The organism is Streptomyces fructofermentans (assembly GCF_014651055.1).
Taxonomy (GTDB): Bacteria; Actinomycetota; Actinomycetes; order Streptomycetales; family Streptomycetaceae; genus Streptomyces; species Streptomyces fructofermentans.
Map to the genome: position 1 here is coordinate 59,964 of NZ_BMWD01000008.1, position 26,756 is coordinate 86,719.

The following is a 26,756-nucleotide window of genomic DNA, read 5'->3' on the forward strand; positions in this document are numbered from 1 at the left end:
ATGTCTCGCGATCACATGCCGTCCGCCGAGCGCTCCGCACCGGGCGCCGAGGCGCCGTTCCTGGAGCTGCTGGCCCGGGGCGCGTCCGCCGACGCGTACGAGCAGCCGGTGCTGCTGGCCCGCGCCGAGGGGCTGCCGCCCGGCCGGGTCGCCGCCCTGGAGCACGCCAAGGTGCTCGCGCTGCGCGTGCGCTCCGAGATGGAGGGCCGCCGACGCCGCGAGGCCGAGCTGTCCGCGCTCTTCGAGACGGCCCACGACCTCGCGGGACTGCGCGACCTGGACGCCGTGCTCCAGGCCATCGTGCAGCGCGCCCGCTCCCTGCTCAGCACGGACATCGCCTACCTCAGCCTCAACGACCCGGCCAGGGGCGACACGTACATGCGGGTCACCGAGGGCTCGGTCGCGGCGCGCTTCCAGCAACTGCGCCTCGGCATGGGGGAGGGGCTCGGCGGACTCGTCGCCCAGACGGCCCGCCCCTACGTGACCGACGACTACTTCAGGGACGACCGCTTCCAGCACACCCGGACCATCGACGCCGGCGTGCGCGACGAGGGCCTCGTGGCGATCCTCGGCGTCCCCCTGATGCTCGGACCGCACGTCATCGGCGTCCTGTTCGCCGCCGACCGCCGGGCGCGGGTCTTCGAGCGCGAGGAGATCGCGCTGCTCGGCTCCTTCGCGGCCCTGGCGGCGGCCGCCATCGACACCGCGAATCTCCTCACGGAGACCCGGGAGGCACTGGCGGGTCTGGAGCGGGCCAACGAGATCATCCGGGACCGGAGCGGAGTGATCGAGCGCGCCTCCGACGTGCACGACCGGCTCGCGGAACTGGTGCTGCGGGGCGGCGGCGTCCACGACGTGTCTTCTGCGGTCTCCCAGGTCCTGGACGGCAGCGTGCGGTTCGCCGACGCGGCCGACGCACCGGACGGCGCCCTGGAAGCGTCGCGCGCCGAGGGCCACGCGGTCCGGCACGGCGAGGACTGGGTCGCCGCCGTCGCGGCCGGCGGCGAACTGCTCGGCGCGCTCGTACTCCGGGGCCAGCCGGGCCTGGACCCCGTCGACCAGCGCACCCTGGAGCGGGCCGCGATGGTCACCTCGCTGCTCCTGCTCGCCCGCCGCTCGGCCTCCGAGGCCGAACAGCGCGTGCGCGGCGAGTTGCTGGACGACCTCCTCGACGCCCGCGACCGGGACCCGCGGCTGCTGCGCGAGCGCGCCGCCCGCCTGGACGCCGACCTCGACGCCACCCATGTGGTGCTGGCCGGCCGCCTGGACGCCACGGCGGCCGACGCCGACCAGGAGGCCGAGGCCCGCCGCCGGCTGTGGTCCGCCGCGTCCCACCTCGCCGCGACGCGGCACGGGCTGGCCGCCGCGCGCGACGGGGGCACCGTGCTCCTGCTGCCCCTGGGACCCGGCGACACGGCCACCGGGCTGGCCCGCCGCACCGCCCGGGAGCTGGGCACGGCCGTCCACGAGGCGGTGACGGTCGGCGCCTCCGCGCCGCTGCACGGACTCGCCGCCCGCCCGGACGCGGTGGCCGAGGCCTATGCGGAGGGACAGCGCTGCCTGGACGCGCTGCGGCTGCTCGGCCGGGCGGGCGACGGCGCCGCGGCGGAGGACTTCGGCTTCCTCGGGCTGCTCCTCGCGGGAAGCCGTGACGTGCCGGGCTTCGTCGGGCGCACCATCGGCGAGGTCGTCACGTACGACGAGAAGCGCGGCACCGATCTGCTGCGCACCCTCGACGCGTACTTCGCCTGCGGGATGAGTCCGGCGCGGACGAAGGACGCGCTGCACGTCCACGTGAACACGGTGGCCCAGCGGCTGGAGCGGGTCGGCAGGCTGCTCGGCCCCGACTGGCAGAGTCCCGCCCGCGCGCTGGAGATCCAGCTCGCCCTGCGGCTGCACCGGTTGGCGTCCAGCGGCCACCACTGAGCGACGCGAGGCCCGACCCGGGAGCACGGGGGTGGAGCGGCGGCGGCCCCCGTGCGCGACACGCGCGTACGGGGGCCGGTCCGGGCCGTGGGCTCAGACGGTGTGGGCGTCCGTCGGGGTGGCGCGCTCCCCGGCGGCGTCCGCGGTGTGCGCGGTGCTCCCGGCGGGCTCGGAGCCCCGCCGGGACCCGGCCGTCACGTCGGCGAGGTCGCGGTGCCGGGTCTCCTTCGCCACGCCCACCGCGATCAGGGTGAGCACGGCCGCTCCGATCACGTACAGGGCGATCGGGGTGGAGCTGTCGTACTCGGCCAGCAGGGCGGTCGCGATGAGCGGGGCGGGAGCGCCGGCCGCCACCGAGGAGAACTGCGCGCCGATCGAGGCGCCCGAGTAGCGCATCCGGGTCGCGAACATCTCGGAGAAGAAGGCCGCCTGGGGCGCGTACATGGCCCCGTGCAGGACCAGGCCCACGGTCACCGCGAGGAGCAGGTTGCCGAAACTCCCCGTGTCGATGAGCGAGAAGAACGGGAACATCCACAGGCCCACACCGGCCGCGCCGAACAGGTAGACAGGCCGCCGTCCGACGCGGTCCGACAGGGCGCCCCAGAACGGGATCACGGCGAAGTGCACGGCGGACGCGACCAGCACGGCGTTGAGGGCGGTCTGCTTGGACAGGCCGACCGACGTGGTCGCGTAGACGAGGATGAAGGCGGTGATCACGTAGTAGCTGATGTTCTCCGCCATACGGGCGCCCATCGCGACCAGCACGTCGCGCCAGTGGTGGCGCAGCACGTCCACCAGCGGCAGCTTCTCGGCGGGAGCGTCGGCCGCCGCCCTGCGCGACTCCGCCTGGGCGAGCGCCTCCTTGAAGACCGGGGACTCGTCGACGGACAGGCGGATCCACAGACCGACGATCACCAGGACGCCGGACAGCAGGAACGGGATGCGCCAGCCCCACGAGGTGAAGGCGGCGTCCGAGAGCACGGCGGTGAGCAGCGACAGCACGCCCGTCGCGAGCAGTTGTCCGGCGGGGGCGCCGGTCTGCGGCCACGAGGCCCAGAATCCGCGCCGGCGCGCGTCACCGTGCTCGGACACGAGCAGGACGGCGCCGCCCCACTCGCCGCCCAGCGCGAACCCCTGCACCAGGCGAAGCACGGTCAGCAGGACCGGGGCCGCCGAGCCGATGGCCGCGTGGGTGGGCAGCAGGCCGATCGCGAAGGTCGCCCCGCCCATCAGGAGCAGACTCAGGACCAGCAGCTTCTTGCGTCCGAGCCGGTCGCCGTAGTGCCCGAAGACCAGGGCGCCCAGGGGCCGGGCAGCGAACCCGACGGCGTACGTCAGGAAGGACAGGAGGGTGCCGACGAGGGGGTCGGAGCCGGGGAAGAACAGCTCGTTGAAGACGAGCGCCGCGGCCGATCCGTAGAGGAAGAAGTCGTACCACTCGATGGTGGTGCCGACGAGGCTCGCGGCGACGATGCGGCGGAGGTTCGAGGGCGCCGGCGGCGACGGGGGAGCGGCTGCTGCGGAGGCCATGTGCACCACTTCCGGGTGTTCGGTGGGGACGGTTACGTGTCGGCACAACCTAGAAACCCGAGCGTCGAGCGCACATGTGGTGGGACACCATAGTTCGGCCGCAGAGTGTGCATGTTGCCCCCACACCCCGTCGCACACCCGGCCCCACACCTTCCGCACGGGCGCGGGCTCGCGGGAGGCGCTGACGGGTCCGCGCGGACCGGTGCGCGGGGAAGTCGTGTCCGGGCGGCGTCCGGAGCCCGCCGTCACCGGCCCCGCGGAACTCCCCGGGGTGCATGCGGATGCCGGGACCGCCGCGGCGTGCAGGCGCTCTCCTCCCCCCTTTCACCTCGGGTTCGCGGTAATTTGTCCGTGTTTTGTCTGATCCGCTCTCCTTCCTGGCGCCCCCTCAGGGCGGGAGAGCCCGTGCCGCTCACGGGGCGAAGGGTGGACGATGGCCAGGACCCTGAACGCCCCACCGGCCGGTGCCGAACGGCGGGACGGCCCCGCGGCCGCCCGTCCCGAGCGGCGCTGGTGGGGCCCCGACCGGCCGCTCGTGCTGGTGGCGGGAGCCTTCGCCGTCGTCCAACTGGCGCTCGTAGGACCGGGGATGGGTCTCGGCTGGGACGAGACCGTGTACGTCAGCCAGGTCAGCGGCCACAGCCCGGCGGCGTTCTTCAGCGCCCCGCGGTCCCGGGGCGTCTCCCTGCTGGTCGCGCCGATCGCCTCCTGGTCCTCGTCGACCCCCCTGCTGAGGACCTACTTGGCCCTGCTGTCCGGACTCGGCCTCCTGCTGGCCCTGCGGGCCTGGCGCGGCGTCCTCCCCGTGCGGGTGACGGCCGGCGCGGGCGCGCTGTTCGCCACCCTGTGGGTGACCGTCTTCTACGGCCCGCAGGCCATGCCCAACCTCTGGGTCGCCCTCGGCGCCCTTGCGGCCGTCGGATGCTTCCTGAGGGCCCGGGCCGACCACCGCGACCGCGCCGCGCTGTGGGGAGTGGGCGCGAGCGCGGCACTGATGGCGCTGATGCGGCCGGCCGACGCGGTCTGGATCACCCTTCCGCTGTTCGCCCTGCTGGTGCGCGCGCGGGAGCGCCGCCGCCCCGCCCTGCCGGCGGCCCTGGTCCTCGGACTCGGCGCCGGCGCGGCCCAGTGGATCGCCGAGGCGTACGCCACGCACGGCGGCCCCCGCGCGCGGCTCGCCGACGCCTCCGCGATCCAGGGCGGACTGGGCTGGAACATCGCCGTGAAGGACCAGTTGCGCACCCTCGCCGGACGCAGTCTGTGCCGCCCGTGCGACGGATCGGTCCCGGACGCGTGGGTGATCGCGTGGTGGTTCGTCCTGCCGCTGCTCGCCCTGCTCGGGACGGTGCTCGCGGTCAGGGCGGGGCGGGGGCCGGCCGCACTCCTGCCCCTCGCCTGCGCCACGACGGCGGGCATCCCGTACCTGTTCATGATCGGGTACGCCGCGCCGCGCTTCCTGCTGGCCTTCTACGCCCTGCTCGCCGTCCCCGCCGCCTACGCGCTCACCAGTCTGGTGGCCTCCTCGGTACGCGCACGCCGTCCGGTGGGCGCGGTCCTGGTGGCGCTCGGTCTCGCCGGCCACCTGACCGCGCAGTACGCCGTGCTCCACGGCGCCGTGGAGCGCACCACCGCCTCGCACCGGGACTGGGCCCGCACCGCGGCGACCCTGCACCGCCTCGGCGTACGGCCGCCCTGTGTGCTGACCGGCAGGCTGGCGCTCCCGATCGCCTACTACACCGGGTGCCGCGCCGTGCAGAGCCGCGGCCACAACGCCAACGGGACCCGGCAGGACATCGTGCGTGAGGCCCGGCGACAACCGGTCGCCGCCCTCACCGCGCCCGGGGTCCCGCCGCCCGCTTTCGCCCGCACCTGGGAGACCCACCGCGCGGGCGCCCTCCGCGCGCACATCGCCCCCTCCGCGCGCGAGGCCCGTGACGGGTGAGCGCCACCGGGTCCCCCGGGGCTATCGGGGCTACCGGGGACGGGACGCGCCCGGGACCGGTCGGTGGCGGACTTGTGCGGCCTCCTGTCCGGTCGGACCCGATCACGAGATATCTTGATGTCGAGCAATGTTGCAGACGTGGAGCGGAGCACCCGGTGACTGACTCGACCATCATCTATACGCACACTGACGAGGCCCCGGCCCTGGCGACGCATTCGTTCTTGCCGGTGGTCCAGGCCTACGCGTCGCAGGCCGGTGTCACTGTGGAAACCCGTGACATCTCGCTGGCGGGGCGGATCATCGCCCTCTTCCCCGAGTACCTGGAGGAGGGCCAGCGCATTCCGGACGCGCTCGCCGAGCTGGGTGAGCTGGCCAAGACGCCCGAGGCCAACATCATCAAGCTGCCGAACATCTCGGCCTCGATCCCCCAGCTCAAGGCCGCGGTCGCCGAGCTGCAGGCCCAGGGCTACGCCCTGCCGGCCTACCCGGACGACCCGAAGTCCGACGAGGAGCGCGACATCCGCGCCCGCTACGACAAGGTCAAGGGCAGCGCCGTGAACCCGGTGCTGCGCGAGGGCAACTCCGACCGCCGCGCCCCCGCGTCGGTCAAGAACTACGCCAAGGCCCACCCGCACCGCATGGGCGCCTGGAGCCCCGAGTCGAAGACCGACGTCGCGACCATGGGCGTGGACGACTTCCGCTCCACGGAGAAGTCGGCCGTCGTCACCGAGGCCGGCTCCCTGCGCATCGAGCTCGTGGGCGACGACGGCACCACCACCGTGCTGCGCGAGTCCGTACCCGTCCTCGCGGGCGAGGTCGTCGACGCGTCCGTCATGCGTGTGGCCGCCCTGCGCGAGTTCCTCACGGCCCAGATCGCCAGGGCCAAGGCCGACGGCGTGCTGTTCTCGGTGCACCTCAAGGCCACGATGATGAAGGTCTCCGACCCGATCGTCTTCGGCCACGTGGTGCGCGCCTTCTTCCCGAAGACGTTCGCGCAGTACGGCGAGACCCTCGCCGCGGCCGGCCTGACCCCGAACGACGGTCTGGGCGGCATCCACAAGGGCCTGGAGTCGCTGGCCGACGGTGCCGCGATCAGGGCGTCCTTCGACGCGGAGCTGGCCGAGGGCCCCGAGCTGGCCATGGTGGACTCCGACAAGGGCATCACCAACCTGCACGTCCCCTCGGACGTCATCGTCGACGCCTCCATGCCGGCGATGATCCGCACCTCCGGCCACATGTGGGGCCCCGACGGCCAGGAGGCCGACACCCTCGCGGTCCTGCCGGACAGCAGCTACTCCGGCGTGTACCAGGTCGTCATCGACGACTGCCGCGCCAACGGCGCCTTCGACCCGTCGACGATGGGCTCGGTCCCGAACGTCGGCCTCATGGCGCAGAAGGCCGAGGAGTACGGCAGCCACGACAAGACCTTCGAGATCCCGGTCACCGGCACCGTCCGCCTGGTGGACCAGGCCGGTGACGTCGTCCTGGAGCAGGCCGTCTCCGCCGGCGACATCTTCCGCGCCTGCCAGACCAAGGACGACCCGATCCGGGACTGGGTCAAGCTGGCCGTCACCCGCGCCCGCGCGACCGGCGACCCGGCCGTGTTCTGGCTGGACGAGAGCCGCGCCCACGACGCCGAGCTCATCAAGAAGGTCGAGCGGTACCTTCCGGAGCACGACACCGAGGGCCTGGACATCCGTGTCCTGTCCCCGGTCGAGGCGACCAGGCTCTCGGTGGAGCGCATCCGCCGCGGCGAGAACACGATCTCGGTCACCGGCAACGTGCTGCGCGACTACCTGACCGACCTGTTCCCGATCCTGGAGCTGGGCACCAGCGCCAAGATGCTCTCGATCGTCCCGCTGATGAACGGCGGCGGCCTCTTCGAGACGGGCGCCGGCGGCTCCGCGCCGAAGCACGTGCAGCAGCTCGTCAAGGAGAACTACCTGCGCTGGGACAGCCTGGGCGAGTTCCTCGCGCTGGCGTCCAGCTTCGAGCACCTCGCGCAGACCACGGACAACCCGCGCGCCCAGGTGCTCGCGGACACCCTGGACCGCGCGACCGCCACGTTCCTGGAGCACGACAAGTCGCCGAGCCGTCGTCTCGGTGGCATCGACAACCGCGGCAGCCACTTCTTCCTGTCCCTGTACTGGGCCCAGGAGCTGGCGAGCCAGACCGACGACGCGGCGCTCGCCAAGGTGTTCGCCCCGCTCGCGGAGACGCTCACCGCGCAGGAGCAGACCATCGTCGACGAGCTGATCGCGGTGCAGGGCTCCCCGGCCGAGATCGGCGGCTACTACCAGCCGGACGCGGCCAAGGCCTCGGCCGTGATGCGCCCGTCGGCGACCTTCAACCAGGCGATCGCGACGCTCGCCTGACGAGGACACCGCACCAGGAGCCGCCCCGGCCGACGCCTCCGTCGGCCGGGGCGGTTCGTTTCCCGGGCTCCGGGCCGGTCCGGGACCCGGTGCCGCGCCGTCACGGACGTCCCGTCCCGGTGTACACGTCCAGCTCCCCTTCGAGTTCGAGGGCCGGTACCGTCGCGTACTCGTCGACGTCGCCCGCCGAGGGCGTGTCGATCCACGTCACGCCGGGAACCGTGTGGAGCCCGCCGGTCACGTGGTGGTCCAGTTCCACGCCGGTGCCGAGGACCGTGGCCCGCCGTACGCGGTTGCGCAGGCCCCGAACCGCGACACTGCCGCGCGGGGCGTCGAAGCACATCAGGTACCGGGTGCGCCGGTCGGCGGAGAGCGTGCTCGGCCCGTAGTGGTGCCCGGCGGGCAGGCCCGCGCCCGTGCCGTACACCGCGGGGGAGTGGCGATCCACGCCCCGAGGCCCTCCATGCGCTCGATCTGCTCCGCGGGGATCGTGCCGTCCTCCCGCGGACCGGCGCCGAGCAGCAGATTGCCGCCCGCGCCGATGGGCTGTGGCCGTTGTCCCACAGGGCGACACCGTCGTGGTGGCGTGCGGTGAGCACCGCGTACCGGGCGCCCACGCGGGCGAACGGCTCGGCCCAGGAGTCGGGGTCGTGGCGCGACGCGGTGAAGCCGTCGAGCCGGCTCATGTACCGCTGGTGCGTCATCTCGCCGGTGTGGAAGGACCACAACTCGGCCGCTCCGCCCACGGCGTGGACGCCGTAGTGGATGAAGACGCCCAACTTGGCCTCGGGGAACCACGGTTGCATCGGCATGCGCCCACGCCGGCGAGCGCGCCGGACGCGCCCGGCCGGCCGGGGCGGCGCGGGTCGCCGACTTCCGGTCCACCCGGCCACTGGTTCGTTCCGCGGTGGATTTCCGCGCCCTGTCACATGTCTTTACGTGGCTGTCATGTACCTGTAGCTTCCGCGCTGCAAGGGCTTTCAGGAAGTTGCTGGATTTTCTTGCAGGGCAACTCCCCTCCCCGCGGCCCGCATTGGAGACCCGATGAGACGCACATTCCCCTGCCCACGCCCGTTGCGGCGCCCGCTCGTGGCGTTCGTCGCGGTGGCGGGGCTGCTCGGACCGCTGTCGCCCGATGTGGGCGCGCTCCCCGTGGAGAAGGCCGCGGCCGAGGCGAACTCGGCAACCGTCTTCTACTACACGAAGACCAAGAACTGGGCCTCCACCCATCTGCACTACGCCCCCGACGGCGGCGCGTGGACCACCGTGCCGGGCACGGCGATGGAGGCGGCCTGCACGGACTGGGTCAAGAAGACCGTCGATCTGGGATCGGCCTCCGGTCTGACCGCCACCTTCAACAACGGCAGCGGCACCTGGGACAACAACGGCGGTGCCGACTACGCCCTCGGCACGGGCAGCATCACCGTGAAGGACGGCGTGGTGGCCCACAGCGACCCCTGCGCCGGCACGGAACCCGTCGAGGGCAACAAGGCCACCGTCTACTACTCCACGGCGACCACCGGCTGGACCACGGCCAACATCCACTACGCCCCGGCCGGCGGCACCTGGACGGCGTCACCCGGCGTCGGCATGGAGAGCGCCTGCACGGGCTGGTGGAAGCGGACGCTGGACATCGGGACCGCCACCTCGCTGAAAGCTGCCTTCAACAACGGCAACGGCGTCTGGGACAACAACAACAGCGCCGACTACGCGCTCACCACCGGCACCACCACGGTGAAGGACCGCACGGTCACCAGGGACGCCGAGGACCCGTGCGCGGCCGAGGAGCCGGACACCCGGGCGCCGACCGCGCCCACCGGGGTCACCGCGAGCGCCGACCACACCTCGATCGTGCTGAGCTGGCACGCGTCGACCGACGACACCGGAGTGGCCAAGTACCAGGTCACCCGCACCGGCGGGACCAGGGGCACGGTCGTCACCGACATCGGCTCGACGGTCTTCTCCGACACGGGACTTGAGGAGAGGACCGCCTACACGTACACGGTGAGGGCGCTCGACGCCGCGGGCAACGCCTCGCCCGCCTCCGCCGGGGCCACCGCGACGACCGGTGACAAGGCCCCCGAGCCCGCCGCCGGCACACCCCTGGGCACCGACCCCCGCAAGGACCCCATCTACTTCGTCCTCACCGCCCGGTTCCACGACGGCGACAGCTCCAACAACCGGGGCGGCAGCCAGCACACCAAGTCGGGGAACGCGGCCAACGACGACCCCATGTTCCGGGGGGACTTCAAGGGCCTGGTCCAGAAGCTCGACTACATCAAGGCGCTGGGTTTCTCCGCGGTCTGGGTGACCCCGGTGGTGCTCAACCGCTCGGACTACGACTACCACGGCTACCACGGCTACGACTTCTACAAGGTCGACCCGCGCCTGGAGTCGGCGGGAGCCTCGTACCAGGACCTCATCAACGCGGCGCACGCCAAGGGCATGAAGATCTACCAGGACGTCGTCTACAACCACAGCTCGCGCTGGGGCGCCAAGGGACTGGCCACGCCCAAGGTCTACGGCGTCCGCGACTCCCAGTGGATCTGGTACTACGACGAGAAGAACGACGGCTTCGAGTACGACGGGCTGACCGTCGAGCCCAAGTCCGGGAAGTCGTACTACAACGGCGACCTGTGGTCGACCGCCGAGCCCTCCGGCAACACCTGCCTCAACTGGGGCAGGCCCACGGGCGGGAAGAGCGCCGAGGGCTACACGCTCTACAACTGCCAGTGGCCGAGCCCGACCTCGGGCATGTTCCCCAAGGCGTACTACCACCAGTGCTGGATCGGCAACTGGGAGGGTGAGGACGCGCGTTCCTGCTGGCTGCACGAGGACCTGGCCGACCTCAACACCGAGAACACCACGGTCCAGAACCATCTGATCGGCGCCTACAACAAGTACATCGACATGGGAGTGGACGGCTTCCGGGTCGACACGGCCGTGCACATCCCGCGGGTCACCTGGAACCGCCGCTTCCTGCCGGCGATCCAGGAGCGCGTCACACAGAGGTTCGGCGCCGAGGCGGCGAAGAACTTCTTCGTCTTCGGCGAGGTCGCGGCCTTCGTGAACGACAAGTGGAACCGCGGCTCGGTCAACCACTCCGCGCAGTTCTACACCTGGAAGGAGCGCAAGGAGTACAGCGCCGACGACGGGGCGGCGGCCCTCGAACAGTTCACCTACGAGAACGACCAGGGCACCGGGAACCAGCCGACCTCGTCCAACGCCTTTCTGAACGGCAACAGTTACCACACGCCGGACCACAGCCGGTTCTCCGGAATGCACATCATCGACATGCGGATGCACATGAACTTCGGTGACGCGCAGAACGCCTACGGCAACGGCAAGGACTCCGACGACAGCGTCAACGACGCCACGTACAACGTCGTCTACGTCGACAGCCACGACTACGGGCCCAACAAGAGCAGCGAGCGCTACTCCGGCGGCACCGACGCCTGGGCCGAGAACATGTCGCTGATGTGGACGTTCCGCGGCATCCCGACCCTGTACTACGGCTCGGAGATCGAGTTCCAGAAGGGCCGGAAGATCGACTGCGGGCCCACCTGCCCGCTGGCCACGACCGGGCGCGCGTACTACGGAGCCCATGTCGCCGGCAGCGTCACGGCCTCGGAGTTCGGCAAGGCGGACTCGGCGAGCGGCGAGGTCGCGAACACCCTGGCACAGCCGCTGGCCAGGCACCTCCAGCGGCTCAACCAGATCCGCAGGGCCGTCCCGGCGCTCCAGTCGGGGCAGTACTCGACCGAGGGCATCAGCGGGGGCATGGCGTTCAAGCGCCGCTACACCAGTGGCGCGACGGACAGCTTCGCCCTGGTCACGGTCACGGGAGGCGCCACGTACACGGGCATCCCGAACGGCACCTACAGGGACGCCGTCACCGGTGACGTGAGGACCGTCTCGAACGGCACGCTCGCGGTGGCGGCGCCCGGCAAGGGCAACCTGCGCGTGTACGTGCTGAACGGTCCCGGGAGGATCGGCGCCGACGGCCCGTACCTGAAGTAGCCCGCCCGGCAAGCCTCAACCGGCACGAACCCGGTCCCGGACCGCACACGCGGCCCGGGACCGGTGTGCGTCCCGAGCCCTTCCGGCGGCGTGCCGCGGGACGGCCGGTCGCCGGGTGTTCCGTGGGCACGGGACGGGCATGGCGCGGCCCTCGTCGGGTACGCGAGCAGTCGCGCCCGGTTCGCGAACCGTTCCGGGCGGCCGTTTTTCGCCACTACGCCGGGATGTGCCATGCAGATGCCCTCGAACGACAGCGCCACCGCCGAGGCCCAGCGCGCGCTGACCGCCCTGACCGAGAACACCGAGGACGCCGCGGCGCTGGACACCCTGGCCGGCTCCGACGTACTGGTCCCGGTGCCGGAGGACGCCCAGGACGAGGCGGTGGCCGATCCCGCCCTCGTCGCGCTGCCCGTCCTGGAGCAGCCCGGACGCGAGCCCCTGGTACCGGTGTTCACCTCGGAGTCGCGGATGGCCGAACTGCTGCCCACCGTCTCGCGCTACCGCCTGGTGCCGCTCGGTGTCCTCGCCGCCCAGTGGCCCACCGGAGACCTCTCCCTGACCATCGACGCCAGCTCCCCGCACGGGCTGACGCTGGACTCGCGGGGAGTACGCACCTTGTTGGCGCGGCCGCAGGGCTGATCCGAACCGCGCCGACGAGTCCGGGCCCGGCCGCGAGGTCCAGGAGGGGAGCGGCCGGGCCCGCGCGCGTGGAGCGCCCCCTACCCGCAGGCGCGGCCGGTTCTCAGCCGTCGGTGAGGGTGCGCGCGAGGACTCCGCGCTGGAGCGGGCGCACCTCGGCGTACAGGTCGCGGCCCTTTCCGGTCAGCGCCACCCACACCCCGCGGCGGTCCTCCAGGCAGGTGCTCCGCTCGACGAGGCCGTCCTTCTCCAGGCGCCCGATGAGGCGGGACAGGGCGCTCTGGCTCAGATGGACGCGGTCGGCGATGTTCTGCACACGGCACAGCTCGTCGGGGCCGGCGGCCGTGTCGGTCGCGAGGATGTCGAGCACCTCGAAGTCGCTGGCGCCCAGACCGTACGGGTGCAGCTCGCGATCGATCTCGCACATCGTGCGTGCGTGCACCGCGAGGATGCCCCGCCACTGCTCCTCCAGGCGGGGAGCGGTCTTCTCTGCTGCCATGTCCGCACGGTAACAGAGACGGGTGCATTTGTTGAGTGTGCAACTAGTGCAGTTGCATGCGGTTCGCCCACGGCGGACGCCGGGGCCCACCGGGCACGGACGTGTGGGCGCCCACCGGGCACGGACGCCGGCTCCCACCGGGCACGGACGGTGGGAGCCCAACCGGGGGCGGAGGTCCGAGCCCGGACCTCCGCCCCCGGGGGCGCCGTCACGGGCGGACGAGGGCGGACCAGGGCGGTCGCACGGGCCCGGGCGTGGGCCGGGGCCCTGTCGCCGGCGTCCGCTCAGGGCTCCTGGGTCAGGCCGATGTCGTTGCCGTTCGCGTCCCGCACGGAGGCGATCAGCTTGCCGCCGCCCACGTCCTGGACGTCCTGGACCACCTCGGCTCCGGCGTCGACCAGTTCCGCGAGGCTCGCCCGGACGTCGGTGACGCGCCAGTACGGGACGGGTCCCGTCAGCCCCTTGGCGTGGCCGTTCGGGTCGAGCCCCAGCTCCGGGTGGCCGGGCGCCCGGAAGCCGACGTAGTACACCTCGTCCACGTACGGCTCGACGCCCAGGAGCGCCCCGAAGAGCGACTTCGCCGCCGCGAGGTCCTTCACGGGATACGTGATCGTTTCGAGGCGTTCGGACATGGCGGGCTCCCTTGTGCGGTCGATTCCACCGGCGGGCTCCCGCCGGATTCGTGCCGGTCCTGTACCGGTGGAATCACGCTATGTCCGGGTGGCCCCGGTCCGCTTCTCGAATCCTGACCGGTCGACGGGGTGGACCCTCCTCCGTCCCGCAGGCGCCCGGCGGCTGCGCGGGACCGGTCCGCCGCGGCCCGTGGGTCAGCCCGTGAAGATCTCCACGACGGACCACACCGCGAGCCCGAGCATGCAGAGTCCGCCGACGCGCTGGACCGTCTTGAGCGGGACCCGCTTGGCGATGAACCGCCCGGCCAGCAGCGCGAGCGCCGAGACCGACATGAGCGCGGCGGCGGAGCCGACGGCCACCGACGCGACGCCGTTCGTGGCCGCCAGGTTGGCGGTCGTGATCTGGGTCAGATCGCCCCACTCGCTGATGAAGACCGCCATGAACGCGGTCGTGTATACGGGCCAGAAGCCGGTCACGGTCCGGCCGCCCTCGTCCTCCTCGTCGTCGTCACCGCCGCGCAGCAGCATGAAGGCGCCGAACGCGAACAGTGCCGCGGAGACCGTCTTGACGGTCCAGTCGGGCAGCATTCCGATGAGGCTGCCCGCGCCGACGGCGATCGCGACGTGCACGATGAACGCGGTGGAGGTGCCGAACCACACGTACAGCGGCCGCATACGGGTGCCCATGGCCAGCGACGCGAACATGGTCTTGTCGGGAAGCTCGGCGAGGAAGATCAGCCCGAAGGCGGTGAGGATCGCCAGGGGGTCGAGGTGCATTCCGGGTGGCTTTCTCTAGGAGCCGGGCCCCCGGATCTTCGCGAAGCGCCCTCGGTCGGGGCGACGGGAGAACCGATCGGCCCGGCATGACGGGTGCCCGCACGGGATGCGGGCACGGCGATGCCTGGCCGAAGGTCTCGTCCGCCCCGTGATCGCATGACCACGTGGACCCGGCCACCGGGAACCCGAGGGCTCCAGTGTGTCGACGACCGGTTCGCAGGACTACTCCCCTTCGCAGCCACTCAGTGTACAGGCCACGTGCATGGGCGTCGCATGCACGTACGAGACGGTGACCGACGACACCGCGACACCGCGACACTGCTGAGCGCTGAGCGCCGAGTGCCGAGACCGCCGACCCCGTACGGGCGGGCCCGCCGGAGCCGGGAGCCCGGCCCGCCGCCGGTCCGTGCGGACCTCTCCCTCAGGTCGACCCGCGCCTGACCAGTTCCGTGGGCAGGATCACCGCCGACTGGTCGTCCCCGCCGATCTGCGCGAGCAGGACGCGGACCATCTCGGAGCTGATGCGGTCCCAGGGCTGGCGGATCGTGGTGAGGGCGGGCGTCGACGCGACCGCCGCCGGGGAGTCGTCGAAGCCGCCCACCGCGACGTCCCGCGGGACTTCGCGACCGGCCCGGTGGAGCGCGGTGAGGACGCCCTGGGCCATCAGGTCCGAGGCGACGAACACCGCGTCCAGGTCGGGCACCCGGCTCAGCAGCAGCTCGGCGCCCGCCTCGCCACTGGCCCTGCTGTAGTCGCCGGGCACGACGAGCCGCTCGTCGTACGCGATGCCCGCCTCGGCCAGCACCTCCCGGTAGCCCGCGAGCCGCTCGACCCCGCCCGGCGTGTCCAGCGGGCCGGTCACCACGCCCACCCGCCGCCGTCCCAAAGACACCAGGTGGCGCACCATGTCCCGGGCGCCGTCGCGGTCGTCGGCGGCGACGTAGCTCACCTTCGACCCGACGCCGATGGGCTTGCCGCACATCACCAGCGGCACGCCGGCCTCGCGGAGCTGCTCGGCCACGGGGTCCCCGGAGTGGCTGGAGACCAGCAGCACCCCGTCGACATGGCCCGCCGTGATGTAGCGCGTGATGCGGCGCCGCTCGTCCTCGGTGCCGGCGAGCATCAGCAGCAGCGGGATGTCGTGCGCCGCCAGCGCCTGGGTGCAGCCGCGCAGCAGGACGTTGAAGTTCGGGTCCTCGAAGAACCGCTCCTGGGGTTCCGTCAGCAGGAAGCCGATCGAGTCCGAGCGGCCGGTGATCAGGGAGCGGGCGTGCCGGTTCACGACATAGCCCGTCCTGCGGATCGCGGCGTTCACGGCCTCCTGCGCGGCGGGGCTCACGTAGTGCCCGCCGTTCAGCACCCGTGACACGGTCCCCCGGGAGACTCCCGCCTCGCGTGCGACGTCGTGAATCGTCGGCGGTCGGCGCCGGCCCCCCGAATGGCTCATGGTCACGACTTTACGGCTCCCGACAGCAGATCCAGACTCCAGAACCGCTGGATGACCAGGAAGAGCGCGACCAGCGGGACCACCGCGAGCAGCGCACCCGTGATCACCAGCGTGTAGAGGGCGGGGGTGTTGGAGCCCTGTTCGAGCAGGGTGAACAGCCCCAGGGTGATCGGGAACTTCTCGTCGTCGCTGAGCATGATGTACGGCAGCAGGAAGTTGTTCCAGACGGCCACGAACTGGAACAGGAAGACGGTCACCAGTCCGGGCACCATCATCGGCAGCGCGATCCGGGTGAAGATCCGCAGCTCGCTCGCCCCGTCCATCCTCCCGGCCTCCACGACGTCGGAGGGCACCGCCGCGGCCGCGTAGATCCGCGCGAGGTAGACGCCGTACGGGGAGAGGACCAGCGGCAGCAGCACGGACACGTACGAGTCGGTGAGGTCGGCCTCGGCCATCAGCAGGTACTGCGGCACGGCCAGGATCACCGGCGGCATCAGCACGCCCGCCATGAGGATGTTGAAGACGGTCTCGCGGCCGCGGAAGCGGTAGATCGCCAGCGCGTAGCCGCTGATCGCGGAGACCGCGGCCGACAGGAGCGCGCCGAGCCCGGCGTAGAGGGCGGAGTTGCCCATCCACTTCCAGTACACGCCGTCACGGTAGGCGTGGAGGTCCTTGAGGTTCTCGGTGAGGCCCGTGCCCGGCAGGAACGTGAACGTCGAGAACAGCTCACTGCCCGACTTGGTCGCCGCGATCACCACCCAGGCCACCGGCAGCAGGCAGTAGGCGGCGCCGATCAGCAGGGCGAGGGTCGGTACGAGGGCGGTCCGGCGGCGCGGCGCCGGCCCCGGGACGGTGCCCCGCGCGGTGCCCGCTGCCGGGGCCGCCTTGCGGACGGCGAGGGAACTCATCGTGCTGCCTCCTGCTTGTTACGGGAGTTCGCGGCCCGCAGGAAGCCGAAGGACAGGAGCAGCGTGACGAACGCGATGACCACGGCGGTCGCCGCCGCCGAGTGGATGTCGCCCTTGCCGAAGGCGTCCTGGTACACCTTCATCAGCGGACTCCACGTGGTGGAGACGGAGTTGGTGAGGGGCTTGAGGGTGGTCGGCTCGCTGAACACCTGGAGCGTCGCGATGATCGAGAAGAAGAAGGTCAGCACCAGCGAGGGCGCCACCATCGGGATCTTGATCCTGACCGCGATCTGGAGCGGTGTGGCACCGTCCAGCCGCGCGGCCTCGTACACCTCGGCGGGAATCGCCCGCAGCGAGGTGTAGATGACGATCATGTTGAAGCCCGTGCCGCCCCAGACGGCGATGTTGGAGAGCGCGATGTACAGCGGCCCGCCGTCGAGCAGGTCCGGCTGCGGCAGGCCCAGCCGGTCGAGCACGAAGTGGAAGGGGCTGACGTCGGGCAGGTACAGGAAGCCCCACAGCATCGCCGCGACGACGCCCGGGACCGCGTACGGCAGGAAGATCGCGAGGCGGGTGAAAGGCGCGAGGCGGACGCGCTCGGTGTCCAGCATCAGCGCGAACACCAGGGCCAGCCCGAGCATCACCGGAATCACGAGGGCCCCGTAGCCGAGCACGCGCAGGGCGCCGTCCAGCAGTTCGGAGTCGGAGAGCGTGTCGGCGTAGTTCTCCAGGCCCGCCCAGACCTCGGAGCGCGCGCCCGCGCCCAGGCCGAGCCCCTTGACCTGGACCTTGTGCAGGCTGAGCCACACCGCGTAGCCGATGGGCAGCGCGAAGAAGAGGGCGAAGAGGACCGCCGCGGGGAGGAGGAAGGCGTACGGGGCCCCCTTGACCCCGTACGACCTCCGGCGTGCGCTCGTCACTCCGCGACCTCGAAGCCCTGCTTCTCGAGGTCGGCGACGGTGTCGTCCTGCATCGTCCGCAGGGCGGCGCCGAAGTCCGACTTGTTCTTGGCGGCCGAGGCGAACGCGTCCTTGAACGTGGTGTAGGCGACGTTCACGTTGGGGCCCCAGGCGGAGGGAGCGGTCGTCTTCGCGATGTCGGCGGCCCGGGTGTAGAAGTCGGGCTGGTTGGCGAAGTAGGCCGGGGGCTCGGTGAACGCGTCACTGGTCTGCGCGGTGGTGGCGGCCGGATAGATGCCGCCCTCCTTGGCGAGCGCCGTCAGCGCCTCGGGGTCCGTGTTCAGCCAGGAGGCGAACTTCGCCGCCGCCGCCTTGTGCCGGGAGTCCGTGGTGACCGCGGTGGAGGAACCGCCCCAGCTGCCCGTGACGTTCTCGCCGCCGGACCACTGCGGCAGCGGGGCCATGGCCCACTTGCCCTTGGTGTCGGGGGCTGCGGTGGTCAGGGTGCCGGGCGCCCACACGGCGCTGACCCAGGCGATCTGCTTGCCGGTGTTCAGCGCCTTGTTCCAGGCGGGGGTGTACATCGGCTGGTTGTCGATCGCGCCCTCCTTGACGAGACCGCCCCAGAAGTCGGCGACCCTGCGGGTCGGGGCGTCGTCGATGGCGACCTTCCACTTCTGGCCCTCGGTCGTCCACCACTTGGCGCCCGCCTGCTGCGCGAGACCGGCGAAGAGACCGGAGTCGTTGGCGGAGAACGTGGTGAGGTCCGTGCCCGGCGACTTCTTCTTCAGCGCGCGGGCCGTGTCGGCGAACTGCTCCCAGGTCGTCGGGACTTCGAGGCCGTACTTCTTGAACAGGTCGGCGCGGTAGTAGAACATCATCGGCCCGGAGTCCTGCGGGATCGCGTACACCGCGTCGGACCCCAGCGTCGTCTGCTGCCAGACCCCCTCGGCGAACTTGTCCTTCACGCCGTCGACCTCGCCCGCTATGTCGGCGAGCGCGTCGTTGCTGACCAGCGTCGGCAGGGCCTGGTACTCGGCCTGCACCAGGTCCGGGCCCTTCCTTGCCTTGTGCGCGGTGAGGATCTTGGTGACCAGTGTGTCGCCGGACGCCTGCTTCTTGACCGTGACCGTGACGCGGTCCTTCCTGCCCGGGCCCTCGTTCCACAGGTCGGCGACCTTGTCCATGCCCGGCGTCCAGGACCAGTACGTCAGCGAGACCGGACCGGACTCGGCCTTGCCCTCGCCCTCGGAGTCGTCCGAGGAGCCGCAGGCGGCGAGCGCGGTGGTGCCGAGCGCGACGGCGACCGAGGTGGCGCCCCACCGGCGGAGTCGGCGCAGCTTCGTGTTTGGCATGGAACTTTCTCCCCTGACCTGGGTCCCCGCCTGTCGCGGAGGCCTGCCATGCTTCTGTGAGCGTTCACAGTAGAGAAACATCCCGGACACTTGTCAATGGTTGTTGCTGTGCGGTTATGTTGGGCTCGCGCCGTCGGTGCAGTGTGTGCACGTTCCCAATCTCGTGCCAGAAATGATCGATCGACCAGGAGAAGATCCATGCCGGAGACCACCCCCAGGGGCCTCACCGGGCTCGCCTTCGGCGGGGACTACAACCCCGAGCAGTGGCCGGAGAACGTCTGGCCCGAGGACGTCCGGCTGATGCGCGAGGCCGGCGTCACGATGGTCAGCGTCGGGATCTTCTCCTGGGCCCTGCTGGAACCGACGCCCGGAACGTACGACTTCGGCTGGCTCGACCGGGTGCTCGACCTGCTGCACGAGAACGGCATCCGCGCCGACCTCGGCACCCCCACGGTGGCGCCGCCGGCCTGGTTCTACCGGGACCACCCCGACGCGCTGCCGGTCACCGCCGACGGCGTCCGCCACGCGTTCGGCTCACGGGGCGCCATCTGCCACAGCAGCACCGACTACCGGGCCGCCGCCGCGAACATCACGACCCGCCTCGCCACCCGGTACGCCGGCCATCCCGCTCTCGCGCTCTGGCACGTCCACAACGAGTACGGGGTCCCGGTCTCCGCCTGCTACTGCGAGAGCTGCGCCGGGTACTTCCGCCGCTGGCTGGCCCGGACGTACGGGACCGTCGAGGCGGTCAACGAGGCCTGGGGCACGAACTTCTGGGGCCAGCGATACACGGACTTCGACCAGATCAACCCGCCCCGCACGACCCCGACCGTGGGCAACCCCGCCCAGGCGCTGGACTACCGGAGGTTCGCCGACGCCACCATGCGCGAGAACTTCGTCGCCGAGCGGGACATCCTGCACCGCCTGACCCCGGGCGTCCCGGTCACCACGAACTTCATGACCGCCCTGAGCCAGTGCGACTCCGTCGACTACTGGGCATGGGGCCGCGAGGTCGACCTCGTCACCAACGACCACTACCTGATCACCGACGGCCGCCGTACGCACGTGAACCTGGCGATGGCCGCCGACCTCACCCGCTCCGTCGCGGGCGGCGCGCCCTGGCTGCTGCTCGAGCACTCCACGTCCGGCGTCAACTGGCAGCCACGCAACCCCGCGAAAGCGCCCGGCCAGATGGCCCGCAACTCCCTCGCCCATGTGGCCCGGGGGTCCGAGGGCGCGATGTTCTTCCAGTGGCGGCAGTCGCGGCGGGGCGCGGAGAAGTTCCACTCGGCGATGCTGCCGCACGCGGGCACGGACTCGCGGGTGTGGCGGGAGACCGTCGAACTCGGCTCGTCCGTCGCCTCGTTGAGCGCGGTGAAGGGCACCCGTACGCGGGCCGACGCCGCCGTGCTGTGGGACTGGCACTCCTGGTGGGCGCAGACCCTCGACTGGCGCCCCAGCCAGGACCACGACCCGAGGGAGCGCGCCGACGCGTTCTACGAGGCGCTCTACGACCGCCACCTCACGGTCGACTTCGCCCACCCGGAAGCCGACTTGTCGGCCTATCCCCTTGTCGTCGTACCCGCCCTCTATCTGATGACCGGGGCCGCGGGCCGCAACCTGACCTCCTACGTCGAGAACGGCGGCACCCTGGTCGTCTCGTACTTCTCGGGAATCGTCGACGAGCACGACGCGGTGCACGAGGGCCCGTGCCCCGGTGCCCTGCGGGACGTACTCGGCCTGACCGTCGAGGAGTTCTCGCCGCTCCTCGCGGGTGAACGGGTCCGCATCACCGGCCCCGACGGCTCCGAGCTGTCCGGTGACGTGTGGACCGAGTTCGTGGTCCCGCGCGGTGCCGAGACCGTGTGGACGTACGCGGACGGGCTCACCGCGGGCCACCCGGCCGTCACCCGGCACCGCCTGGGCGAGGGCTCGGCCTGGTACGTGTCCACCCGCCTGACCGGCCAGGGTCTGGACGCGCTGATCGGCTGGGCCACCGACGACGCGCGGATCGCCCCGCGGGCCGACCTGCCCCACGACGTCGAAGTGGTCCGCCGCAGCGGCGAGTCGGGCACCTTCCTGTTCGTGATCAACCACTCCGCCACCGACGCGAAGGTGCCGGTCGAGGCACACGGCACCGAACTGCTCACCGGTGAACGGGCGGCGGGACGGCTCGCGGTCCCCGCCGGCGCGGTACGGGTCGTGCGGCTCGACGGCTGATCCGTCCCGGCGGCGCCTGATTCGTCATGCCGCCGGCTGATCCGTCCCGGGGCGGGGGAGTCGCGCGTCGGGCGACCGGGCCGCGCGTCGGGCGACCGGGCCGGCCGTGGGGCGGGGGCGCCGAGCGGGGGCGCCCGGTTCGGGTCGCATGTCGCACGGCGGGGCGGTCGGGCCGAGGCCGTACGAAGGGACGAACGCTCAGCGACCGTGCGACATGACGAAGCTCCCAGGCCGTGCACACGACGGTCGCTCCGAAGCCGCGGCAGGGACGAACGCTCCGAGGCGGCGCGAAGGGACGAACGCTCCGAAGCCGTCGCAGACGACGGCTGCTCCGAGGCCGTGCGGGACGACGGCCGTACAACCCCCACAGACACCGGCCGGATTCCGGGGGGACATCCGGCCGGGGCCGGTGGTGCCGTGTCCGTGCCACAGGGCGCGGTACCGCCCCACACCAGTCCCCCCGCCTTCGTCGAAGGGACGACGATGTTCCACGCGAGACGCACCCTCAGGGGCCTGCTGACACCGCTCTTCGCGGGCCTGGCACTGACCACGCTCCCCGCCGCCCCCGCGCACGCCGCCGCCACGCTCACCAACGGCGGCTTCGAGGCGGACGGCACCGGCACGGCCACCCCGGCCGGCTGGTCGACCTACTCCGCGGGCGGCCAGAACGGGGCCTCCTTCACGGAACCGGGCGGCCACGGCGGGAGCCACCGCCTGACGCACTACTCGGCCTCCGCCTACAAGGTGGAGACCTACCAGTACCTCTCGGGACTCGCCAACGGCTCCTACAAGCTGACCGCCTGGGTGCGTTCGGGAGGCGGCCAGAACTCCGCCCACCTCGCGCTGAAGAACTGCGGCGGCGCGGAACAGCGCACGGACCTGCCGGTCTCCACGAGCGGCTGGATCCGGATCGTGGTGCCCGTGACCGTGACCGCGAACCAGTGCACGATCAGCGTCAACTCCGACGCCAGGGCCGGAAACTGGATCAACGTCGACGACCTGACCTTCGCGCCCGGCACTGCGGGCCTGCCCGTCAAGGGGTCCGACGTGTCGTCGCTCGCCAAGAGCGAGGCTCTCGGCGGTGTGTACAGGAACAGCTCGGGCACGTCCGGCGACGCGCTCGCCATCCTCAGGTCCGCGGGACAGAACTACGCCCGCCTCAAGGTGTGGGTGAACCCCGCGGACGGCTACAACAACAAGGCGCGCGTCCTCGCCACCGCCAAACGCGTCAAGGCGCAGGGCATGAAGCTACTGGTCGACTTCCACTACTCCGACACCTGGGCCGACCCGGGCGCCCAGGCCAAGCCGGCGGCCTGGTCCGGGCACTCGTACAGCCAGTTGCGGACCGACGTGTACAACCACACGTACGACGTCCTCAACGCGCTGAAGGCGCAGGGCACCACGGCCGACATGGTGCAGGTCGGCAACGAGATCAACGGCGGCATGCTCTGGTCCGAGGGCTCCACCGCGAACTGGTCACAGCTCGCGGGCCTGCTCAACTCGGGCTACAACGCCGCCAAGGCGGTCAGTTCCTCGACGAGCGTGGCGCTGCACCTCGCGAAGGGCGGCGACCTGGCGGGCACCCGCTGGTGGTTCGACAGCGCGGTGGCGAACGGTGTGAGGTTCGACGTCATCGGCCTGTCCTTCTACGGCTACTGGCACGGCTCGCTCGCCGACTTCCAGACGACCCTGGACGACGCGGCCGTGCGCTACGGCAAGCCCGTGTACCTCGCCGAGACGGCGTACCCCTTCCGTCTCGACAGCAAGGACTCGCACGAGAACATCATCGACCTGAGCAGTGAGCTGGTGGCCGGGTACCCGGCCACGACGGCCGGCCAGTCGGCCTGGCTGCGGGACGTGATGAACATCGTGGAGGCCGTCCCGAACGGCCGCGGTCTCGGCGTCTTCTACTGGGAGTCCACCTGGACAGCCGTCGCCGGCAACGGCTGGGACCCGGCCGACCCCTCGACGGGCAACGGCTGGGAGAACCAGGCGCTGTTCGGCTACGACTCCAGGGCTCTCCCCGCCATGGCGCTGTTCGGCCGCAGGTGACGGGCTGACCTTCGGCACGCGGGCCGTCCACGGAGCGGCTTCCGCGGGCGGCCCGGCCCGCCGTCACGGGGGATCACCGACGGGCGGGCGCCCGGTCCCGGTGCGCGGGAGCCCCCACGCTCCGGGCCCTCGCGTACGGGGACTTCGGGGCTCCGGGGGCCTCGCGTACGGGGACTTCGCGGGGCGGGGTCCCGCGCTCCGGGTCGCCGCGCACCGGGACTTCGGGGCTACGGGCTGCGGGCTGCGGTGCCTCCGTGCTCCCGGGGACGGGGGCACCGCAGCCCTGAGCGGTCGAGGGGCGGCGCGGTCAGTCCTCGTCGTCGGACCGGAACGTCTCGCGCAGCTTGAACTTCTGTAGTTTGCCGGTCGCCGTGCGCGGCAGCGACTCCACGAAGTCGACCCGCTTGGGTGTCTTGAAGCCCGCGAGCCGCGTCCGGCAGTGTGCGATCAACTCCTCGGCGGTGACCCCCGATCCGTCCGCGACCACCAGGGCCGTCACCAGCTCCCCCCACTTGGCGTCCGGAATCCCGATGACCGCGACCTCGCGCACCGCCGGGTGCGAGGTGATCACGTCCTCCACCTCGATCGAGGAGACGTTCTCGCCGCCCGAGATGATGACGTCCTTCTTGCGGTCGGAGATGACCAGGTACCCCTCGTCGTCCAGATAGCCGCCGTCCCCGGTGTGGAACCATCCGCCCGCCTGCGCCTTCGCCGTCTCCTGAGGCTGGTCCCAGTAGCCGTCCAGGTTGTGGTTCGACGCGGTGAGCACCTCGCCGTCCGCGTCCACGTCCACCCGTACGCCGAGCGCGGGCACCCCGGCCCGGCCGAGCCGCCGGGCGCGCTCGGTGGGCTCAAGACCGTCCCACTCGGCGCGGTCGCGGTTCACCGTGACCAGCGGCGAGGTCTCGGTGAGCCCGTAGATCTGGATGAACTCCCAGCCCAGTTCGCCCATCACCCGTTCGATCGTGCGGGTCGGCGGCGGGGCGCCCGCGCAGACGATGCGGACCCGGTCGCGGCCGGGGATCTCCCCGTCCCAGTCGGCCGCCGCGTCCAGGACGGCGTTCAGGACGGCGGGCGCCGCGCACATCAGCGTCACGCCGTGCCGCTCGACACGGCGCAGGATCTCGGCGCCGTCGACCTGGCGGAGCACGATGTGCCGGCCGCCGACACCGGTGACGCCGAAGGGCATGCCCCAGCCGTTGGCGTGGAACATCGGCAGCGTGTGCAGATAGACGTCACGGTCGCTGATCGTGGTGTGCAGACCGAACACGGCCGCGTTCAGCCAGAGATTGCGGTGGGTGAGCTGGACTCCCTTGGGGCGGGCGGTCGTTCCGGACGTGTAGTTGATGCTGGCCGTCGCCGACTCGTCCGGCGCGGACCACTCGCGCGGCGGGGTGCCGGGCAGGAACAGCTGCTCGTCGTCGCCGAGGACGAACCGGTGCTTCACGTCCAGCGTGTCCAGGACCCCGGCGCAGGACGGGTCCGCGTAGACCACCGAGGCACCCGAGTGCCGGACGATGTAGTCGATCTCCGGCGGAGTGAGCCGGAAATTCACCGGGACCAGCACGCGTCCCCAGCCGGAGACGCCGAAGAACGAGGTCAGCAGACGTGCCGAGTTCTGCGAGACCACGGCGACCCGTCCGCCCACCGGGACGTCGAGCCGGTCGAGCGCGGCGGCCTGGGCCCGGGCCAGCCCGGCCAGCTGCCCATAGGTGAGTTCACCGAGGCTCGGCCCCGGCTGCTGCGGCTCGTCGACGACGGCTACGCGGTCGGGATAGACGTGGGCCGCGCGGTCGAGGAAGTCACGGACGGTCAGCGGGTAGTACACGACAGCACCTCCGGTCGGTGGTTCCTACCTACTTACCCCGGCGACCCCGCCTGCCCCGGCCTCGCCACCCGTCCAGGCGTTGCGGATGTCGGGGCGCCCGAGTACTGTCCGACGCACCTATTCAACATATTGAATATGAGGTGGGAAGATGCACCCCTTCCGCAAGGCGGTCGAGGACGGCGATCACGCGGCCGTCGTGGACCTGCTCGCCGAGGACGTCGTGTTCACCAGTCCGGTGGTCTTCAAGCCCTACGCCGGGAAGCCGATCACCGCCGCGATCCTGGGCGCCGTGCTGCACGTGTTCGAGGACTTCACGTACGTGCGGGAGATCACGGACGCCGGCGGTCGCGACCTGGCGCTCGTCTTCGAGGCGCGGGTGGGGGACCGCGCCGTCCAGGGCTGCGACTTCCTGCACTTCGACGAGGACGGCCTCATCGACGACTTCACGGTGATGGTGCGTCCGCTGTCCGGCGCCCAGGCGCTCCAGGCGGCGATGGCGGCCCGGTTCGCGAGCATCGAGCAGGAGGCGTCGGGCGCGTCCTGATCACCGGGGGTTAGCCTGATCCCCCATCGCGACCAGGAGACGTACGCCCATGAGCGCCCCCCACGCAGAACCGGCGGACGGACCCGGCGGGCCCGACGGGCCCGTCCGGCCGCACCCGGTCCGGCAGGGGCAGGCGCCGGTCGTCGCCGTGGTGGCGTTGGGCGGCGCGCTCGGCGCGGCGGCCCGGTACGGGGCCGCGCTGCTGTGGCCCACGCCCCCGGGCGGTTTCCCCTGGACCACGTTCTGGGTCAACGTCGGCGGGTGCTTCGCCATCGGCGTCCTGATGGTCCTGGTCACCGAGGTGCGCACGGCCCACCGGCTGGTCCGGCCCTTCCTCGGCACCGGCGTGCTCGGCGGCTTCACCACCTTCTCGACCTACGCGCTCGACATCCGCGACCTCGCCGACGGGGGCCACCCCGGCACCGCCCTCGCCACGCTCGCCGCCACCCTGGTCGCCGCGCTCGTGGCGGTCGTGCTCGGCACGGCGGCGACACGCCGGCTCGCGGCTCCCGGCCGCGCCGCCGAGGAGGACCGGGGTGGCGGCGCGAGCCCCCCGGGCCCGTCCGGCGGCCCCCCTGGGCGGGGCGGCGCGGAAGGAGGGCCGCGGTGAACTGGGTGTGGGTACTCGTCGGCGGCGCGATCGGCGCGGCCCTGCGCCATCTCACCGACCGCGCGGTGCAGTCCCGGCACACGACGGACTTCCCCTGGGGCACCTTCACGGTGAACGTCTCCGGCTCGCTGATCCTCGGCACCCTCGCCGGAGCGACGGCCGCCGGCGCCGCCTCCCCGGAGCTGAGACTGCTGCTCGGCACCGGCCTGTGCGGCGCCCTCACCACGTACTCCACCTTCTCGTACGAGACGATGCGGCTGGTCGAGCGCGGCCACCTGCTGCACGCCGCGGCCAACGCGCTGGCCTGCGTGTTCGCCGGCGTGGGCGCCGTCTACGTGGGGGTGGCCGTGGCCGAGGCGCTCTGGAGGTAGCGGCGGCGGAGCATGGCGGTCCGCCCGGCCGGGACCCGTACCCGGGCCGGCGGGCACGTCGGCGGCGCCCGGCCGGGACCGGACTTTTGCGGCTGGGGCTGTTGGGATCCGGTGTGATCGGGTAAGTCCTCGTACACAACGGGTGCCGGCGGACGCCGAGTTGACGGTCGTACGTCACTGCC

At 71.8% G+C, this 26,756-nt stretch carries 19 protein-coding genes and 1 pseudogene; 10 read left to right on the top strand and 10 right to left on the bottom strand.

From position 1 onward, the window contains the following. Nucleotides 1-1,926 (top strand): helix-turn-helix domain-containing protein, encoded by a 1,926-nt coding sequence (locus IE265_RS13575; RefSeq protein ID WP_190035769.1) that lies wholly within the window; start codon nt 1-3, stop codon nt 1,924-1,926. Between the two features lie 93 nt (nt 1,927-2,019). Here IE265_RS13575 and IE265_RS13580 read toward each other — a convergent pair whose 3' ends face one another. Beyond that, entirely contained in the window at nt 2,020-3,456 is a 1,437-nt protein-coding gene (locus IE265_RS13580) for an MFS transporter (protein ID WP_190035770.1), read from the bottom strand. Between the two features lie 433 nt (nt 3,457-3,889). Here IE265_RS13580 and IE265_RS13585 point away from each other — a divergent pair, with 433 nt between their 5' ends. Together IE265_RS13585 and IE265_RS13590 are read left to right on the top strand one after the other, a co-directional pair. Then, a complete protein-coding gene (locus tag IE265_RS13585) occupies nt 3,890-5,398 on the top strand; it encodes a hypothetical protein (RefSeq protein ID WP_229916170.1) in 1,509 nt (502 codons plus the stop codon). A 155-nt stretch (nt 5,399-5,553) separates the two neighbouring features. Beyond that, nucleotides 5,554-7,773: an NADP-dependent isocitrate dehydrogenase gene (locus tag IE265_RS13590; protein ID WP_190035771.1), complete on the top strand. Its 2,220-nt coding sequence runs from the start codon at nt 5,554-5,556 to the stop codon at nt 7,771-7,773. A gap of 100 nt (nt 7,774-7,873) precedes the next feature. Here the strand turns inward: IE265_RS13590 and IE265_RS13595 are convergent. Continuing rightward, nucleotides 7,874-8,585 (bottom strand): annotated as a pseudogene (locus tag IE265_RS13595) (alpha-L-fucosidase). A 232-nt stretch (nt 8,586-8,817) separates the two neighbouring features. On the opposite strand from IE265_RS13595, the gene IE265_RS13600 reads away from it, so the two are divergent. Both IE265_RS13600 and IE265_RS13605 read left to right on the top strand, forming a co-directional pair. Continuing rightward, on the top strand, nt 8,818-11,793 hold the full coding sequence (locus tag IE265_RS13600) for a carbohydrate binding domain-containing protein (protein ID WP_190035772.1): 2,976 nt from the start codon (nt 8,818-8,820) through the stop codon (nt 11,791-11,793). A gap of 231 nt (nt 11,794-12,024) precedes the next feature. Continuing rightward, nucleotides 12,025-12,432, top strand: a complete 408-nt coding sequence (locus tag IE265_RS13605) for an SseB family protein (RefSeq protein WP_190035773.1) — start codon at nt 12,025-12,027, stop codon at nt 12,430-12,432. A 103-nt stretch (nt 12,433-12,535) separates the two neighbouring features. Here the strand turns inward: IE265_RS13605 and IE265_RS13610 are convergent, their stop codons facing one another. The 7 genes from IE265_RS13610 to IE265_RS13640 all read right to left on the bottom strand — a co-directional run bounded on the left by IE265_RS13610 (nt 12,536) and on the right by IE265_RS13640 (nt 18,949). After that, entirely contained in the window at nt 12,536-12,931 is a 396-nt protein-coding gene (locus IE265_RS13610; RefSeq protein ID WP_190035774.1) for a MarR family winged helix-turn-helix transcriptional regulator, read from the bottom strand. A gap of 284 nt (nt 12,932-13,215) precedes the next feature. Further along, complete coding sequence (locus IE265_RS13615) at nt 13,216-13,563, bottom strand: VOC family protein (protein WP_190035775.1); 348 nt, start codon at nt 13,561-13,563, stop codon at nt 13,216-13,218. Nucleotides 13,564-13,758: 195 nt separating this feature from the next. Next, nucleotides 13,759-14,340 (bottom strand): TMEM165/GDT1 family protein, encoded by a 582-nt coding sequence (locus tag IE265_RS13620; RefSeq protein ID WP_190035776.1) that lies wholly within the window; start codon nt 14,338-14,340, stop codon nt 13,759-13,761. Between the two features lie 421 nt (nt 14,341-14,761). Next, a complete protein-coding gene (locus tag IE265_RS13625) occupies nt 14,762-15,793 on the bottom strand; it encodes a LacI family DNA-binding transcriptional regulator (RefSeq protein WP_190035777.1) in 1,032 nt (343 codons plus the stop codon). Then, entirely contained in the window at nt 15,790-16,695 is a 906-nt protein-coding gene (locus IE265_RS13630; RefSeq protein WP_190035778.1) for a carbohydrate ABC transporter permease, read from the bottom strand. Before IE265_RS13630 ends, IE265_RS13625 begins: the two co-directional genes overlap by 4 nt. After that, nucleotides 16,692-17,615 carry a carbohydrate ABC transporter permease gene (locus tag IE265_RS13635; RefSeq protein ID WP_190035779.1) on the bottom strand — a complete coding sequence of 308 codons (924 nt, stop codon included), beginning with the start codon at nt 17,613-17,615 and terminating at the stop codon, nt 16,692-16,694. The genes IE265_RS13630 and IE265_RS13635 overlap by 4 nt, the downstream gene beginning before the upstream one ends. Next, nucleotides 17,612-18,949, bottom strand: coding sequence for an ABC transporter substrate-binding protein (locus IE265_RS13640; protein WP_190035780.1), 1,338 nt, complete (start codon nt 18,947-18,949; stop codon nt 17,612-17,614). Before IE265_RS13640 ends, IE265_RS13635 begins: the two co-directional genes overlap by 4 nt. A gap of 198 nt (nt 18,950-19,147) precedes the next feature. Here IE265_RS13640 and IE265_RS13645 point away from each other — a divergent pair, with 198 nt between their 5' ends. Both IE265_RS13645 and IE265_RS13650 read left to right on the top strand, forming a co-directional pair. Then, nucleotides 19,148-21,169: a beta-galactosidase gene (locus tag IE265_RS13645; RefSeq protein ID WP_190035781.1), complete on the top strand. Its 2,022-nt coding sequence runs from the start codon at nt 19,148-19,150 to the stop codon at nt 21,167-21,169. Nucleotides 21,170-21,652: 483 nt separating this feature from the next. Beyond that, nucleotides 21,653-23,221, top strand: a complete 1,569-nt coding sequence (locus IE265_RS13650; protein ID WP_190035782.1) for a glycoside hydrolase family 53 protein — start codon at nt 21,653-21,655, stop codon at nt 23,219-23,221. Between the two features lie 307 nt (nt 23,222-23,528). Here IE265_RS13650 and IE265_RS13655 read toward each other — a convergent pair whose 3' ends face one another. After that, on the bottom strand, nt 23,529-25,049 hold the full coding sequence (locus IE265_RS13655; RefSeq protein ID WP_190035783.1) for an AMP-binding protein: 1,521 nt from the start codon (nt 25,047-25,049) through the stop codon (nt 23,529-23,531). Between the two features lie 148 nt (nt 25,050-25,197). On the opposite strand from IE265_RS13655, the gene IE265_RS13660 reads away from it, so the two are divergent. Genes IE265_RS13660 through crcB form a run of 3 tightly spaced genes read left to right on the top strand, consistent with a single transcriptional unit; the run spans nt 25,198 to nt 26,574 of the window. Beyond that, nucleotides 25,198-25,593 carry a nuclear transport factor 2 family protein gene (locus IE265_RS13660; protein WP_190035784.1) on the top strand — a complete coding sequence of 132 codons (396 nt, stop codon included), beginning with the start codon at nt 25,198-25,200 and terminating at the stop codon, nt 25,591-25,593. Between the two features lie 49 nt (nt 25,594-25,642). Then, the gene (locus IE265_RS13665) at nt 25,643-26,203 is read left to right on the top strand and encodes a FluC/FEX family fluoride channel (protein ID WP_190035785.1); all 561 of its coding nucleotides are present in this window, start codon (nt 25,643-25,645) and stop codon (nt 26,201-26,203) included. Then, nucleotides 26,200-26,574 (top strand): fluoride efflux transporter CrcB, encoded by a 375-nt coding sequence (crcB, locus tag IE265_RS13670; protein WP_190035786.1) that lies wholly within the window; start codon nt 26,200-26,202, stop codon nt 26,572-26,574. The genes IE265_RS13665 and crcB overlap by 4 nt, the downstream gene beginning before the upstream one ends. The last annotated feature ends 182 nt before the right edge of the window (nt 26,575-26,756 follow it).